At 47.5% G+C, this 15,388-nt stretch carries 11 protein-coding genes, 1 tRNA gene and 1 pseudogene; all 13 read left to right on the top strand.

The window, feature by feature from the left end:
* Window positions 1-923: 923 nt before the first annotated feature.
* A tRNA-Val gene (locus tag F7D20_RS05925) sits at window positions 924-998 on the top strand.
* Between the two features lie 127 nt (window positions 999-1,125).
* Entirely contained in the window at window positions 1,126-2,472 is a 1,347-nt protein-coding gene (gene purB / locus F7D20_RS05920; protein WP_158463249.1) for an adenylosuccinate lyase, read from the top strand.
* A gap of 140 nt (window positions 2,473-2,612) precedes the next feature.
* Window positions 2,613-4,031, top strand: coding sequence for a pseudouridine synthase (locus tag F7D20_RS05915; RefSeq protein WP_158463248.1), 1,419 nt, complete (start codon window positions 2,613-2,615; stop codon window positions 4,029-4,031).
* Window positions 4,032-4,116: 85 nt separating this feature from the next.
* A complete protein-coding gene (asnS, locus tag F7D20_RS05910; protein WP_158463247.1) occupies window positions 4,117-5,544 on the top strand; it encodes an asparagine--tRNA ligase in 1,428 nt (475 codons plus the stop codon).
* A 301-nt stretch (window positions 5,545-5,845) separates the two neighbouring features.
* Entirely contained in the window at window positions 5,846-7,669 is a 1,824-nt protein-coding gene (locus F7D20_RS05905; RefSeq protein ID WP_158463246.1) for a transglutaminase-like domain-containing protein, read from the top strand.
* Window positions 7,670-7,698: 29 nt separating this feature from the next.
* Window positions 7,699-9,855 (top strand): DUF3857 domain-containing protein, encoded by a 2,157-nt coding sequence (locus F7D20_RS05900; RefSeq protein ID WP_158463245.1) that lies wholly within the window; start codon window positions 7,699-7,701, stop codon window positions 9,853-9,855.
* A gap of 188 nt (window positions 9,856-10,043) precedes the next feature.
* A complete protein-coding gene (trpS, locus tag F7D20_RS05895) occupies window positions 10,044-11,129 on the top strand; it encodes a tryptophan--tRNA ligase (protein WP_158463244.1) in 1,086 nt (361 codons plus the stop codon).
* Window positions 11,129-12,415 carry an MATE family efflux transporter gene (locus F7D20_RS05890; protein WP_158463243.1) on the top strand — a complete coding sequence of 429 codons (1,287 nt, stop codon included), beginning with the start codon at window positions 11,129-11,131 and terminating at the stop codon, window positions 12,413-12,415. Before trpS ends, F7D20_RS05890 begins: the two co-directional genes overlap by 1 nt.
* A gap of 197 nt (window positions 12,416-12,612) precedes the next feature.
* On the top strand, window positions 12,613-12,792 hold the full coding sequence (locus F7D20_RS05885; protein WP_022251674.1) for a tetratricopeptide repeat protein: 180 nt from the start codon (window positions 12,613-12,615) through the stop codon (window positions 12,790-12,792).
* Complete coding sequence (locus tag F7D20_RS05880; RefSeq protein ID WP_022251673.1) at window positions 12,789-13,028, top strand: 4Fe-4S dicluster domain-containing protein; 240 nt, start codon at window positions 12,789-12,791, stop codon at window positions 13,026-13,028. The genes F7D20_RS05885 and F7D20_RS05880 overlap by 4 nt, the downstream gene beginning before the upstream one ends.
* A 2-nt stretch (window positions 13,029-13,030) precedes the next feature.
* Window positions 13,031-14,131, top strand: a complete 1,101-nt coding sequence (locus tag F7D20_RS05875; protein ID WP_158463242.1) for a 3-methyl-2-oxobutanoate dehydrogenase subunit VorB — start codon at window positions 13,031-13,033, stop codon at window positions 14,129-14,131.
* Complete coding sequence (locus tag F7D20_RS05870; protein ID WP_158463241.1) at window positions 14,131-14,898, top strand: thiamine pyrophosphate-dependent enzyme; 768 nt, start codon at window positions 14,131-14,133, stop codon at window positions 14,896-14,898. The genes F7D20_RS05875 and F7D20_RS05870 overlap by 1 nt, the downstream gene beginning before the upstream one ends.
* Window positions 14,899-14,963: 65 nt before the next feature.
* Window positions 14,964-15,377, top strand: a pseudogene (locus F7D20_RS05865) (2-oxoacid:acceptor oxidoreductase family protein); the annotation flags it as partial.
* Between the last annotated feature and the right edge of the window lie 11 nt (window positions 15,378-15,388).

The raw sequence follows: 15,388 nt of genomic DNA, 5'->3' as shown, positions 1-15,388 counted from the left end.
ATAGAAGTATCATAAATCTGATAGAAGTATCATAAAAAACGTCATCTAAGTATCACAAAATCGTCATGAGGCATTATGCATAAAAGCAAAGCCGCAGATCTGCAAGGAGTGCCCAAGAATCGCCTGACTTTTGGGCACTCTGTGCACACCGCATGGGCAATCAATGCCCGATGCTTGTTCAATCAATGCCCGATGCTTGTTCAGTCGATGCCCGACGCTTGTTCACTGAGTGTCCACTTGACGGGCAAGACAGACCACCTGATGGTCTCTTACAGAACGGCTTATGTGATTTTATTCCTAATCCAGCTTGTCAATCTTTCTTCTTATTCATAGTTTGTATTGGCATTCTTTACATACTGGAAGAGTAGGTGCTAAAGTTTTGAAACTTTAGTCTTTTAAATCGACTCAAAGCCGAATTTAATGATGTTTCTTGTGATTTATGATACTTCTATGATACTTCTATGATACTTCTTGTAAAATAAACGAAAAAGTATCATTCTCGTATTGTGCAGTATATCAGATGTTTATAAGGATATCGTGCTAAATAATGATACTATGATACATTTTCCCGCAAAAAACATTTATGCGCAGGCAATTATTTTTAATACATCTTTCATATTATCCAGCTCAAGTTTCCCAAGTTTTATCCCACACGCCCTGAAGGCTCAAAAGTTCTGTAAGGTAAAGCCTATCCATAGAAATCACGTATTTGGGATGACTGTCTTTTATCAATTTCAAATCACGGGAAACGACAAGGGGCTATATGTCACGATGAAAAGGTGGCGTATCTGACTTTTGAAGGGCGAAAAGAGGCAAAAAAGATAGTAAAAACAACTTTTTTGCAGAAAAAATGAAAAAAGTTGGCTAAAAGTTTGGTGGATACAAAAAATGTTAGTACCTTTGCAACCGCTTACGAAAAGTAAGGGCGTTTAGCTCAGCTGGTTTAGAGCATCTGCCTTACAAGCAGAGGGTCGGCGGTTCGAATCCGTCAACGCCCACAAATGAAGGTCTTGCAACATAAAAGTTGCAAGACTTTTTTTCTTTTTAAGCTAATTTATCATTATTTGTTCGGCTTTTTCATTGATTTTTTTTACCTTTGCACCCTATAAATAATACGTATTGGTTATGAATTTAGATTTACTGACAGCAATTTCCCCTATAGATGGACGTTACAGGGGAAAGACAGAGCCACTCGCAAACTATTTTTCCGAGTATGCGCTCATACGATATCGTGTTCGTGTAGAGATTGAGTATTTTATCACTTTGTGTGAGTTGCCTTTGCCGCAGCTTGCTTCTTTCGATTCAGCTTTGTTTGCTCGTTTGCGTGAGATATATCAGAACTTTGATGAGAATGATGCGCAGCGTGTCAAGGATATCGAGAAGGTTACCAACCACGATGTCAAGGCTGTAGAGTATTTTATCAAGGAAGAGTTTGATAAGATTGGCGGATTGGATGCTTACAAGGAGTTTATCCATTTCGGTTTGACCTCTCAGGACATCAACAATACCAGTGTGCCTCTTTCTGTGAAGGAAGCACTTCAGGATGTTTTCTATCCACAGGTAGAGGAGTTGATAGCTCAGTTGCAGACCTATGCCGATGAGTGGAAGGATGTACCAATGCTTGCCAAGACTCATGGTCAGCCAGCCTCTCCAACCCGTTTGGGCAAGGAGATTATGGTGTATGTCTATCGTCTTACCGAGCAGCTCAACAGTTTGAAGGCATGCAAGGTGACTGCCAAGTTTGGTGGTGCTACCGGCAATTACAATGCTCACCATGTGGCTTATCCTCAGTACGACTGGCGTGCTTTCGGCAATAAGTTTGTCAGCGAGAAGCTGGGCTTGGAGCGTGAGCAGTACACCACACAGATCAGCAATTACGACTATTTGGGTGCCATCTTCGATGCCGTTCGTCGTATCAACACCATTATTATCGACCTCGACCGCGACTTCTGGATGTATATCTCTATGGATTACTTCAAGCAGAAGATCAAGGCTGGCGAGGTAGGCTCAAGTGCCATGCCTCACAAGGTGAATCCTATAGACTATGAGAACAGCGAGGGCAACCTGGGCATAGCCAATGCCATACTCCAGTTCCTGGCACAGAAGCTTCCTGTAAGCCGTCTGCAGCGCGACCTCACCGACAGTACCGTATTGCGTAACATCGGTGTACCTATCGGTCACAGTGTGATTGCCATTCAGAGCACTTTGAAGGGACTTCGCAAGCTCATTCTTCATGAAGAGAAGTTGCAGGAAGACCTCGACAACACCTGGGCAGTGGTGGCAGAAGCCATTCAGACCATCTTGCGTCGCGAGGCTTACCCACATCCTTATGAGGCATTGAAGGCGCTTACCCGCACCAACAAGCACATGACCGAGGAGACCATTCATGAGTTCATCCAGGGCTTGAATGTGAGCGACAGTGTGAAAGCAGAACTGATGGCTATCAGCCCCAGCAACTATACAGGAATCTAACAGATATTAATCTTCAATTCCCAATCGCTACCTATCGAAGTATTTATCATATACCATATATATATATAAAGAACTAAAAGAATTATTTTAAAAAAAAGTTATTAACCCAGCCGTGAGGCTTTTAAGAAAGAAAAAGGAAAATGGATTCAGAATTTGACAACAAACCTCAGAGCGAATCGACTGCAAATGAAGGTGCCCGTGAGGGTTATACCCCAGCAGGCGGTTATCAGAAGAATTATCGCAGTAACGGACGCCCACAGCGTCCTCGTATCAACTCGCAGCGTGCTTACAGCAGCGGTCGCAGCAATGAAGGTGGATTCCGCCCAGAAGGTTTCGGAATGGCTCTTCAGCAGAATAATGGTGAGCATCGCCAAGGTGGTTATCAGCAGCGTGGTGGTTATCAGCCTCGTCAGCAGGGCGGTTATGGTCGTCCTCAGGGTGGTGGCTACAACAACCGTGGCGGATATCAGAATCGTCCACAGGGTGGTTATCGTCCTCGTTTCAACAACAATGATGAAGAGGGTGGCTATCAGCCTCGTCAGCAGGGCGGTTATGGTCGTCCACAGAGTGGTGGCTACAACAACAACCGTGGCGGTTATCAGTCTCGTCAGCAGGGCGGTTATGGTCGTCCACAGGGCGGTGGCTACAACAACAACCGTGGCGGTTATGGTCGTCCACAGGGCGGTGGCTACAACAACCGTGGCGGATATGGTCGTCCACAGGGCGGTGGCTACAACAACCGTGGTGGATATGGTCGTCCACACACACCAGGCTACGATCCCAATGCAAAATATAATCTCAAGAAGCGTATTGAATATAAGGAGGAGAACATCGATCCTAACGAGCCATTGCGCTTGAACAAGTTCCTCGCTAATGCCGGTATCTGCTCACGTCGTGAGGCTGATGAGTTTATTCAGGCAGGTGTGGTTACTGTCAACGGTGAGGTAGTAACCGAGTTGGGAACTAAGATTCTGCGTACCGACGAAGTGAAGTTCCACGATGCTCCTGTCAGCTTGGAGAAGAAGGTTTACGTGCTTCTCAACAAGCCAAAGGACTATGTGACAACAAGCGACGATCCTCAGCAGCGCAAGACAGTGATGGACCTCGTGAAGGATGTTTGTCCAGAGCGTATTTATCCAGTAGGCCGTCTTGACCGCAACACTACAGGTGTGCTTCTTTTGACCAACGATGGCGACCTGGCCAGCAAGCTTACCCATCCTAAGTTCTTGAAGAAGAAGGTTTATCACGTACATCTCGACCGCAACGTGACAGCTCACGACCTGCAGCAGATTCGTGACGGTATCACTCTTGAGGATGGCGAGATCAAGGCAGACGCAGTAGAGTATGCTGATGACAACGACAAGGCACAGGTAGGTATCGAGATCCATAGTGGCAAGAACCGTATCGTTCGTCGTATTTTCGAGAGCCTTGGCTATCGTGTCACCAAGCTCGACCGTGTACAGTTTGCCGGTCTGACTAAGAAGAACCTCCGTCGTGGCGACTGGCGCTTCCTGACAGAGAAGGAAGTCGACATGCTCCGCATGGGTGCTTTTGAATAAGAAACAATAATATGAAGTTAAGGAGTTAAGGAGTTGACTCCTTAGCTCCTTAACTTCTTTAACTCCTTGAAGCATAATATTAACAATGGAAACAGTAAAAAGAACTAAGGTTGTAGACTTGCTCAAGAGCACAGCCTATGGCTCAATCGTGAATGTAAAGGGATGGGTGCGTACCCATCGTAGTAGCAAAGCAGTCGATTTTATCGCTCTTAACGATGGTTCTACTATTAATAATATTCAGATAGTAGTCGACCCATCCAAGGTCGATGAGAATCAGCTCCGTCAGATTACCACTGGCGCCTGCATCAGTGCAGTAGGTACTTTGGTTGAAAGTCAGGGTGCCGGACAGAGTGTTGAAATCCAGTGCGAAAGCATTGAGATTTACGGTCTCTGCGGAAGCGATTATCCTATGCAGAAGAAGGGTCAGAGCTTTGAGTACATGCGTCAGTATGCTCACCTGCGCCTCCGTACCAACACCTTTGGTGCCGTGATGCGTATTCGTCATAACATGGCGATGGCTATCCATACCTACTTCCACGAGCATGGCTACTTCTACTTCAATACACCTCTCATCACAGCCAGCGACTGCGAGGGTGCAGGTCAGATGTTCCAGGTAACTACCAAGAACCTCTACAACCTGAAGAAGACAGAGGATGGCAAGATAGACTACTCTGATGATTTCTTCGGCAAGCAGACTTCATTGACCGTTTCTGGTCAGTTGGAGGGCGAGTTGGGTGCCACAGCCCTTGGTGCTATTTATACATTCGGTCCAACTTTCCGTGCAGAGAACAGTAATACTCCCCGCCATCTGGCAGAGTTCTGGATGGTAGAGCCTGAGGTGGCATTCCTGGACATGGCTGGTTTGATGGAACTGGAGGAAGATTTCATCAAGTACTGCATCCGCTGGGCACTCGACAACTGCAAGGACGATCTTGCATTCCTGAACAAGATGATCGACAAGGGTCTGATTGCCCGATTGGAAAGTGTGCTGAACTCCGAATTCGTTCATCTGCCCTATACTGAAGGTATCCGCATCTTGCAGGAGGCTATAGCCAATGGCAAGAAGTTTGAGTTCCCATGTGAGTGGGGCGACGACTTGGCTTCAGAGCACGAGCGTTTCTTGGTAGAGGAGCACTTCAAGAAGCCTGTCATCATGACCAACTATCCTAAGGCCATCAAGGCTTTCTATATGAAGATAGACGAGGAGGAGAGTGGCTTCGGTGGCAAGAGCGGCCAGACCGTTCAGGGTACCGATGTGCTTTTCCCACAGATAGGCGAGATCATCGGTGGTTCTGTCCGTGAGGAGAGCTATGACAAGCTGATGGGCGAGATCAAGGACCGCAACATCCCAATGAAGGATATGGAGTGGTATCTCGACACCCGTAAGTATGGTTCATGTCCTCATGCTGGTTTCGGTCTCGGTTTCGAGCGCCTGATTCTCTTTGTTACAGGTATGCAGAATATCCGTGACGTGATTCCTTTCCCACGTACTCCTAAGAACGCAGAGTTCTAAGTGGTTTAAGTACGGGCTGAAGGCCCAAAAGCTCTTAGCCCAGGGCAGCGCCCTGGGTATAATGGCAATCGGCAAGGCGCCCTGTAAGGGCAAAAGCTTTGTAAATTGCCTGAAGTTTTAAAGCTTTTGCCCTTACAGGGCGACAGGTTTGCGTCCAAAATAACCCAGGGCGCTGCCCTGGGCTAAGAGCTTCTGCCCCTTCAGGGCGTGTGGGGTAAAATTTGCGAAACTTGAATAATATATAAAATGCCCTTCCTTTGTTTTATACTTCGGGGGGCATTTAATTCATAACACCAATCTGATGACAATAAAACCTGTATTTATTTATCTGTGTTTTCTGAGCGTATTGTCTGCTGCGGCTCAAGGCGTGGACGACAATGTGCATATAGTAAACTGTGTGGATCGGTATAAGTTTAAGGTGAATTCCGATGGTATTCCTGTCATCTCGAATACGACGGATTTGGAATATGGCGTGACAAAATATGCAGCACTTGTTCAGCCGAATGTCTACTATGGAGATTTTATCCGTTTGGACAAAGCTTCCTCCAAGGGCACGGCACAATATAAGTCTGCTACACCTGAGAATATCTTCTTTGATGACACCAAGGTCTGTTATTTCAATTATCGGATACCCAAGGTGGGTAAGACTTTGAAGGCCTCTTTTGCACGAACCTTTACCGATGCTGTTTATTTCACAAGAATCTCTTTTCCCGAAGACTACTATGTAGAGAACAAAACCGTCCAGGTGGTTATACCGAAGGCTTTATCTCAATATCATCTCAAGGAGTGTAATCTTCCTGCCGATGTGGTCAAGACAGCTGTGGCCGATGAGGCTGGCGACTCCGTGTTTACCTATGTCATGCACGGCTTGTCTGTGCCAGTTTCCGAGGCGGGAGCTCCAGCCTGGGGCTATACTGTTCCTCATTTGCTCGTAATAGGTTTGTTCAAGGATGAACAGGATATGTTCGCTTGGTCTAAGAAAATGGCAGATGTCGACTGTACGATTCCCAACCAAGCGGAAATCCTTGCAGAGATAGCCCAAGGTGCAAAGAGTGACAAGGAGAAAATTGCCAACACCTTTGCCTGGGTGCAAAGCCACATACGCTATTTGGCATACGAGGCCGGCGTTTCTGCCCATCAGCCAGCCACTCCTGCCGAAACGATCCGTAAGCGATATGGTGACTGTAAGGCCATGTCGCTCTTGCTGAAAACCTTGTTGAAGGCTCAGGGTTTTGATGCGCGACAGACAGATATCGGAACAGATGACATTCCTTATACATCGCATGAAGTACCCACCATTTCCTCTGTCAATCATGCGATATGCACGGTGTTCTACCAGGGTAAGCCCTATTATCTTGATGCCACCAATTCTTACATACCCTTAGGGTATATTCCTACAAATATTCAGGGACGACAGGCTTTGGTGGAAGAAGGAGAAGGATGCCGGGTCTATACGTTGCCCACATTGCCCCAGGAAGCTTGTTCCTCATCTGTGGAATACGATTGTGCACTTTCCGTAGAGGGGGATGGCAATTATGCCATGAAGGGCACTCTGAATTCTTCTTGGAAAGGAGATATGAAAGCCATGGTCTTGTCGGCATACGACGCAGCTGCGCAAGATGACAGACAGCAATTTCTGTCTCGTTTGTTGGGAATGGACGGCAATAATGACGAAATGAGGGATGTGGTGCTCAAAGGTAGTAGGCCCCAAGACGAACAGCTCGCCATCTCTTCCTCTTTTTATAAAGGAAACGTGGGAGTGTCGGCAGACCAATACCTCTATGTGGATATGAATCAGGACAAAGATGTGTGGTTGGAGAAAGTAGATACTGCCAAGCGGGTTTCCGACTATATGATAGGTATGAAACTGAAGAATGTGCGCAAGGTCAGTCTCTCTGTACCAAAAGGTATGCGTGTGCAGGAACTCCCTGCTCCTTTTGCGTCGCATACCCATTGGGCAGACTTGTCTTGTACGTTTTCCAAACAAGGCAATCGTGTCGTCATGAAAAAGGAGTATGTCATCAAGAACAGGCGAGTAGCCTTGAAGGATATTCCGGCATGGAACAAATTGGTTTCCGAATGGAATGATGCTTGCAACGAGCAAGTGGTTTTGCAAACTAAATAAGCAATGTTATACATTTTAAAGGTTGAACTATGAAACATGTGAGAATGATGGGAGTTGCTTTCTTCCTTTTGGCAATGCAACTCGTATGTTTGCCTGTTAAGGCTGACGACAAGGCTGATTACCTCAAGTTGGCTCAGAAAGTGCGTCAAGAAGTGTGGGACAATACTCCTGCTGACTTCAAGAAACGCACAGTGCCAGCGAAGTACAAGAACGAATCGGCTGTTATCCTCTCTTATTACCGGGAGTTGAGTACCGATTATTACCGTAAGGCAACAACGGAATTGTTTGTTAACCTCCGTCTGACACGTCAGATAGACTGCGAAGACATGGAGCGTATGCTGATACAACTCAACGACAAGAAAGCCTTGAAGGATTATTCTGAGTTTTCTTTCCGCACGAAATCAAAAAAGTGGGTAGGGGCATATCACAATAAGACCAATACCGTCCTGGGTATTCGTGTGTTGAAGAAAGACGGCAAGGTGCAAGTGGTCGACTTCGATGACTATGTGGATGTCAAGGAAGGTAAGAAAGGCAAGGACTTGAGCCAGAAGATTGCCGTGCCAGGATTGGAGGTCGGCGACTGTATTGACGTATTTTCTCTCGACCAGATTGACACGCAGGAACAGCGGTTGGATCCTTTTACTTTTTATTTTCGCCAAGACGAGCCGATTCTTTATAGCAGAGTGCATTGCGTGTTAGACCAAAGTTTGTCTACGGTTTATCGCTCGATGAATGGGGCTCCCGAATTTAAGCAGACCACGGACAAGGATAAAAACGCCGTGCTTGATTTTGTGATGGACCAACCTGTCGATGGAGAGCCGTCTGCTTGGTATAACTCTTCCTTGCAGTCTCCTTATGTTTTGATGTACATTACGCCCACTAAGTCGAAGACCATGGTGGTCGAGAAGGCCATGCGTCAGAAAGGTGTTCGAGCTAACCCTGATGTTGCGCCCATCCTACAAGATGACTGGAAGCTGATGAAGTCTTATGTTAGCAAGAACGGCTATTCGGCAGCAGGTCTTTCTGCGCAGAAACGCAGTGTGTATAAGTCGGCCAAGGATGAGTCGATGCCTGCCGACGAGAAAGCAGACCGTATTTATGCTTATGAATATGTTACTGGTGGAACAAGCCAAGAAGCCTTCAACCGTGTGCCCAACTTCTTGCGTAAGTTAGGGGTAGAAGTGGAAATGGGCATCACGACTGCTGTTGGCGAATTGCCTGTCGACAAGCTCATCAACTATAATTCTACCACTTGGTTCTTCCGCCTCAAGGGAACCAACCTGTATTATTTCCCTGGTACCTTTCCTAAGGTGGCATCGGACATCCCTTATAAGTTCCAGGGGCGTAAGGCATATATGCAGGATGTTGATGCGCCATTCGAAATCCCTGTAAGTACAGCTGCCACTAACAAGTCTGTCGTCACCATTAAGGTCAACATCGATGGTACCAAGATGAATATTCACCGCAGCATAGACTATTCTGGCGCACAGAAAGAATACGGACAAATGGTTAGCTCGCCAGATTATTATCTGTATGGTCCCGACCATCTTGCCGCTTTTTGGCGTTATTTGAAGTATGATGAGTCTGATCCTTATAGTGCTTTCTTGAAGAAAGATGCTTCCGTCATGAAGTCTGACTTTGCCGAGTACAAGCAAAAGGAGCAACCCGACCAGTTCAAGGAAGAGATAAAAGGCTATCATGAAGCGGAGCCAGTCAAGGTAAATGGTTATGGACTCGATTGTGTAGGCATCCGAAAAGACAGCGCAGACTTCGTTTATCATGTAGATTACGAGATGGAAGGATTGGTGAAACGTGCAGGAAGCAGCATGATGCTGGCTGTGGGAAAGCTGATAGGAGAGCAGATGAAACTGGAAGGCAATGACCGCATCCGTAAGGATCGTATCTGGCGTAGAATGGCATTTGCTGATGAGTGGAATATAGAAATAGCTTTGCCAAATGGCTATCAGGCTTCAGCAGAGTCATTGAAGAAACTGAATACCACCGTCAGCAACGATTGTGGCGAGTTCGCGGTGAAGGCAAGTGCCGAGGCTGGCAAGATCATAGTGCATGTAAGCAAGAGTTTCTTGCATCGTGAGGAACCAGTAGCCAACTGGGACAAAGTCTTGAAGTTGGTAGATGCTTGCAGTGCTTTCAATGAGAAACAAGTGGTGATCACCAAGAAGTAATTTGTTTTCGCTGTCACAACACAACTGTGATTTGCCGATTAAAATATACATGGTAAGTGACGGGTAAGGGGCAAAAACACAAAATAAGTAACTATTTATTTTGTGTTTTGCCCTTTTTGCTGTACCTTTGCACTAAAAATAGCAGACAGGCTGACTATTTTTCGTATAACAGAAACAATCGTAATAATATGGGAAAGATAATATTGACGGGCGACCGTCCAACAGGCAAGCTCCACTTGGGGCATTACATCGGCTCACTTCAGCGCCGAGTACAACTGCAGAATGCAGGCGACTTCGACAAGATGTTCGTGTTTATGGCCGATGTGCAGGCTCTTACTGACAATGCAGACAACCCAGAGAAGATACGTCAGAACATCACCGAAGTGGCTCTCGATTACCTCTCTGTAGGCCTTGATCCACAGAAGTGCACACTCTATATTCAGAGTATGATTCCTGAGCTTGCCGAGCTCACCACCTATTTGATGAACCTCATCAGCGTATCTCGTGTTCAGCGCAACCCAACGGTGAAGACCGAGATCAAGATGCGCAACTTCGAGGCCAACATTCCTCTTGGCTTCTTCTGCTATCCAGTAAGTCAGGCTGCTGACATCACAGCCTTCAAAGCTACAACCGTTCCTGCTGGTGAAGACCAGGAACCAATGCTGGAGGTAACACGTGAGTTGGTGCGCCGTTTCAATCAGATTTACGCACCTGTGCTTGTAGAGCCGGAGATTATGCTCCCCGAGAATGTGGTTTGCCGTCGTCTTCCAGGTACCGATGGTAAGGAGAAGATGAGTAAGAGTCTTGGCAACTGTATCTATCTGAGCGACGACGAGAAGACGGTATGGAAGAAGGTGAAGAAGATGTCGAACGGTGCTCCACGTATGAGTATGGAAGAACCAGGACATCTGGAGTGCAATGCCGTGTTCACTTATCTCGAGGCGTTCTCTACACCTGAAGATTTCGCTGAGTTCTGGCCAGAGTTCCAGAATCTCGACGAACTGAAGGCCCAGTATGTGAAGGGAGGCATCGGTGACGGAACCTGTAAGAAATTCCTCAACAGTGTGCTCAACAAGATGCTTACTCCTATCCGTGCTCGCCGTCATGAGTACGAGCAGGATATTCCTGAGGTGTTCAACATCCTGAAGAAGGGCAGTGAGGAAGCCCGTGCCTTTGCAGCCCAGACTATGGATGAGGTTCGCAAAGCCATGCGTATCGACTACTTCAGCGATGCAGCTTACATCGAGGAGCAGGCTGCGAAGTTTAAAATTTAATGAATAGGAAGATATTACATTTAGCGGTACCGTCGATAATCAGCAATATCACGGTACCGCTTTTGGGTTTGGTGGATGTCGCCATTGTCGGTCATATCGGCGATGCGTCTTATATCGGAGCCATCGCTGTGGGCTCGATGCTCTTCAATGTCATCTACTGGTTGTTCGGTTTCCTGCGCATGGGAACCAGCGGAATGACCTCGCAAGCATTGGGAAGACGAGACTTTTCCGAGGTGCAGCGACTCCTGGTGCGCTCTCTGAGTATCGGTGTGGGGATAGGTCTGCTGTTCTTTATCCTTCAGCGATGGATAATCGGATGCGGACTGTGGGCGATGTCACCCGAGACGGATGTCGTGGAGTTGGCTCGCAGATATTGCTATGTCTGCATCTGGGGTGCTCCCGCTGTGCTTGGACTTTATGGATTCACGGGTTGGTTTATCGGTATGCAGAACACCCGCATCCCGATGGTAGTGTCGCTGACGCAGAATGTGGTGAACATCATCGCTTCGCTGATGCTTGTCTTCGTCTGCAGGATGACGGTAGAAGGTGTGGCACTCGGAACGGTCATCGCCCAATGGTGGGGACTTCTGATGGCTTGTGTGCTCTATCGCCTCTACTATCGTAGATTGGGCAAGTATGATTATCGTCACCATATTTTTGATTCCGAACCACTGAAACGATTCTTCTCGCTCAACAGGGACATATTTCTCCGTACCGTATGTCTGGTGGCAGTGAATCTTTTCTTTACGGCAGCAGGTTCCCGCGAGAGTACGCTGGTGTTGGCTGTCAACACCTTGCTGATGACGCTTTTCACCATCTTCTCTTATTTTATGGATGGCTTCGCCTATGCGGCAGAGGCATTGAGTGGCAAGTATTATGGAGCCGGAAACAGGGTGGCGTTCCGGGAAGTAGTGAAGAGAACGATGATGTTCGGTGTAGGCGTAGCCGTCGGTTTCACCTTATTATATATAATAGGAGGCGAGAACTTTCTCTCGTTACTCACAAGTGATGAGAAGGTAATAACGGCATCCGGTGCGTATTTCTGGTGGGCAGTGCTGATTCCCTTGTCGGGCATGTCGGCATTCGTCTTTGACGGCATCTTTGTCGGTATCACCCAGTCAAAGTCGATGCTCTGTTCCACCGCCATTGCCTCAGCTTCGTTCTTCGTTCTGTTCTTCGTTCTGCATCCTTTACTGGGCAATCATGCCTTGTGGTTGGCCTTCGTTCTCTACCTTCTGTTACGGGGTGTAGTATTGTTCGTCATTTACCGCGGCCAGCTGCGTTAAGTGGCGGAGTATGTTCTTATAGAATATAATATTAGAAATAACGTACATTATTCTTTAAAAATTGCACACTGAAATATGGTGTGCGCATTTTTCCGCAAAACAACATTAATATAGTTTAAATCTCGGCTGATAATTCTTTTTAGTTAGCTTATTTTATTAATTTCGCACAGCAAATTTAAAAGAACATCAGCAGATAAATGACAGCTCAGGAATATTATCTACAGGGCAATGCCTATCGCAAACAAGGCGATTACAAGCATGCTCTCGATTGCTATATGGAAGCCATAGCCCTTGACCCCGACAGCCCTGCCGTCGTAGCCAAGGAAATGCTCGATAATATCCTCGGCTTTTATTGTAAAGACTATTATAACCCATGACAAAGAATAAAATTTTAGGGGCAATTGTGGTAGATACAGAGCGATGCAAAGGTTGTGCGCTCTGTGTGGAGGCCTGTCCTCACGATGTCATAGCGCTTGCCGAAAAGAAGGTGAATGTGCATGGCTATCGTTACGTAGAACCAGCGCATGCCGAGGCTTGTGTAGGCTGTACCTCGTGTGCCATCGTGTGCCCGGACGGTTGTATCACCGTTTATCGAAAAAAGGAGGAAATCTAACAATGGCAGAGCAAGAAGTAACACTTATGAAAGGCAATGAGGCTATCGCCCATGCCTGTATACGATGTGGAGCAGATGGTTTCTTTGGCTATCCCATCACTCCACAGACAGAAATCATTGAGACCCTTGCGCTCCTCAAGCCTTGGGAGACGACAGGTATGGTTGTGCTCCAGGCAGAGAGCGAGGTAGCCTCTATTAATATGGTGTACGGAGGAGCCGGAGCCGGAAAGCGTGTGCTTACCACTTCGTCGAGTCCTGGTGTGGCTCTCATGCAGGAAGGCATCGCCTATATGGCAGGTGCAGAAGTGCCTGGCGTTATCGTCAATGTGCAGCGTGGCGGTCCAGGACTGGGAACCATCCAGCCTTCGCAGAGTGACTATTTCCAGGCAACGCGTGGAGGAGGCAATGGCGACTACAACGTGATCGTACTTGCCCCGGCGTCGGTACAGGAAATGGCCGACTTCGTAGACTTGGCTTTCACCCTGGCATTCCGTTATCGCAATCCTGCCATGATACTGAGTGATGGCGTCATCGGACAGATGATGGAGCGTGTGGTGTTGCCACCGATGAAGCCCCGTCGCACCGAAGAGGAAATCGCTCGCGAGTGTCCTTGGGCAACTATAGGCAGAAGCAAAGACCGCCAGCCCAACATTATCACCTCGCTCGAGCTTAAGCCTGAGGTGATGGAGCAGCGCAACCTACATCTGCAGCAGAAATACCAAACCATACGCGAGAAAGAAGTGCGTTATGCTACTGAGCATATCGAAGATGCCGACTATGTCATCGTGGCTTTCGGAAGTGCCGCCCGTGTAGCAGAGAAGAGTATCGAGGTTGCCCGTCAGCAAGGCATCAAGGTTGGACTTTTCCGTCCCATCACCCTATGGCCTTTCCCGGAGAAGCAGCTTCATGAACTTGCACAGCGCTGTAAAGGCATACTTGTAGCCGAGATCAATGCCGGACAAATGATACAAGACGTGCGTCTGGCAGTCAATGGAAAAGTCCCCGTAGAACATTTCGGACGCTTGGGAGGAATCGTTCCTGAACCAGAAGAAATCGTTGAGGCTGTAAAACAACTTATCAGCAATACTCAAAGTACAAAATAATGACGAACAATATCATATCACCAGAAAACCTGGTTTACAAGAAACCAACATTGATGAACGACACCCCGATGCATTACTGCCCGGGCTGTTCTCATGGTGTGGTGCATAAGCTCGTGGCCGAGGTAATCGAGGAAATGGGAATTGAAGACAAAGCCGTGGGTATCTGTCCTGTAGGATGTGCCGTCTTTGCCTATCGTTACCTTGACATCGACTGGCAGGAAGCAGCTCATGGACGAGCTCTTGCCGGTGCCTCAGCAGTAAAACGTCTTTGGCCCGACCGCCTCGTCTTTACCTATCAGGGTGATGGCGACCTGGCTTGTATCGGAGCCTGCGAAACCATCCATGCCCTCAACCGTGGTGAGCACGTAGCAGCCATCTTTATCAACAATGCCATCTATGGCATGACGGGAGGACAGATGGCACCGACAACACTGCTTGGACAGAAAACCTCTACTTGTCCTTACGGACGTCAGCCCGACCTTCATGGTTATCCACTCAACATTACCGAGCTGGCATCACATCTTCAGGGAACCTGCTATGTGAGCCGTCAGAGTGTGGAAAGCGTAGCCAGCATCCGCAAAGCCAAGAAAGCCATCCGCAAAGCTTTCGAGGCAAGCATGAAGGGACTTGGTTCCAGTCTTGTGGAAATCGTCTCCACCTGCAACAGCGGTTGGAAACTTTCACCAGTAGAAGCCAACAAGTGGATGGAGGAGCATATGTTCAAGGAGTATGTGAAGGGAGACCTGAAGGATACAACGGGAATGTAAGTGAAGAGCGAAGAATGAAGAGTGAAAAAAAATCATTTGCTCTTCCCTAAAACAAATAGAAACAAATGAAGACAGAAATCATTATATCCGGTTTTGGTGGACAGGGCGTCCTCTCTATGGGAAAGATCCTGGCCTACTCAGGACTGATGGAGGATAAGGAGGTTACGTGGATGCCAGCCTATGGACCCGAGCAGCGAGGCGGTACAGCCAACGTGACAGTCATCGTGAGCGATGAGCGAATTTCATCGCCTATCCTCAGCCATTACGATGTGGCCATCGTGCTCAACCAGCCGTCGCTCGATAAGTTTGAGCCCAAGGTGAAGGCTGGAGGAATCCTTATTTATGACGGCTATGGAGTCATCAATCCGCCACAGCGCAAGGACATTACCGTCTATCGCATTGATGCCATGGACAAGGCTGCCGAGATGAAGAACTCCAAGGTGTTCAACATGCTGGCTGTGGAAGAAGGAATGAAGATCATCGAAAAACA

Source organism: Segatella copri (genome assembly GCF_009495355.1).
Taxonomy (GTDB): domain Bacteria; phylum Bacteroidota; class Bacteroidia; order Bacteroidales; family Bacteroidaceae; genus Prevotella.
Note: the sequence above shows the minus strand (reverse complement) of the source record. Positions and strands in the feature narration are given on the sequence as shown.

Bases quoted from the DNA above. Each gene is read 5' to 3' on its own strand.
- F7D20_RS05880 (WP_022251673.1), top strand. From the start codon at position 12,789: ATGACAAAGAATAAAATTTTAGGGGCAATTGTGGTAGATACAGAGCGA.
- F7D20_RS05875 (WP_158463242.1), top strand. From the start codon at position 13,031: ATGGCAGAGCAAGAAGTAACACTTATGAAAGGCAATGAGGCTATCGCC.
- purB (WP_158463249.1), top strand. From the start codon at position 1,126: ATGAATTTAGATTTACTGACAGCAATTTCCCCTATAGATGGACGTTAC.
- F7D20_RS05870 (WP_158463241.1), top strand. From the start codon at position 14,131: ATGACGAACAATATCATATCACCAGAAAACCTGGTTTACAAGAAACCA.
- F7D20_RS05885 (WP_022251674.1), top strand. From the start codon at position 12,613: ATGACAGCTCAGGAATATTATCTACAGGGCAATGCCTATCGCAAACAA.
- asnS (WP_158463247.1), top strand. From the start codon at position 4,117: ATGGAAACAGTAAAAAGAACTAAGGTTGTAGACTTGCTCAAGAGCACA.
- F7D20_RS05890 (WP_158463243.1), top strand. From the start codon at position 11,129: ATGAATAGGAAGATATTACATTTAGCGGTACCGTCGATAATCAGCAAT.
- F7D20_RS05905 (WP_158463246.1), top strand. From the start codon at position 5,846: ATGACAATAAAACCTGTATTTATTTATCTGTGTTTTCTGAGCGTATTG.
- F7D20_RS05900 (WP_158463245.1), top strand. From the start codon at position 7,699: ATGAAACATGTGAGAATGATGGGAGTTGCTTTCTTCCTTTTGGCAATG.
- F7D20_RS05915 (WP_158463248.1), top strand. From the start codon at position 2,613: ATGGATTCAGAATTTGACAACAAACCTCAGAGCGAATCGACTGCAAAT.
- trpS (WP_158463244.1), top strand. From the start codon at position 10,044: ATGGGAAAGATAATATTGACGGGCGACCGTCCAACAGGCAAGCTCCAC.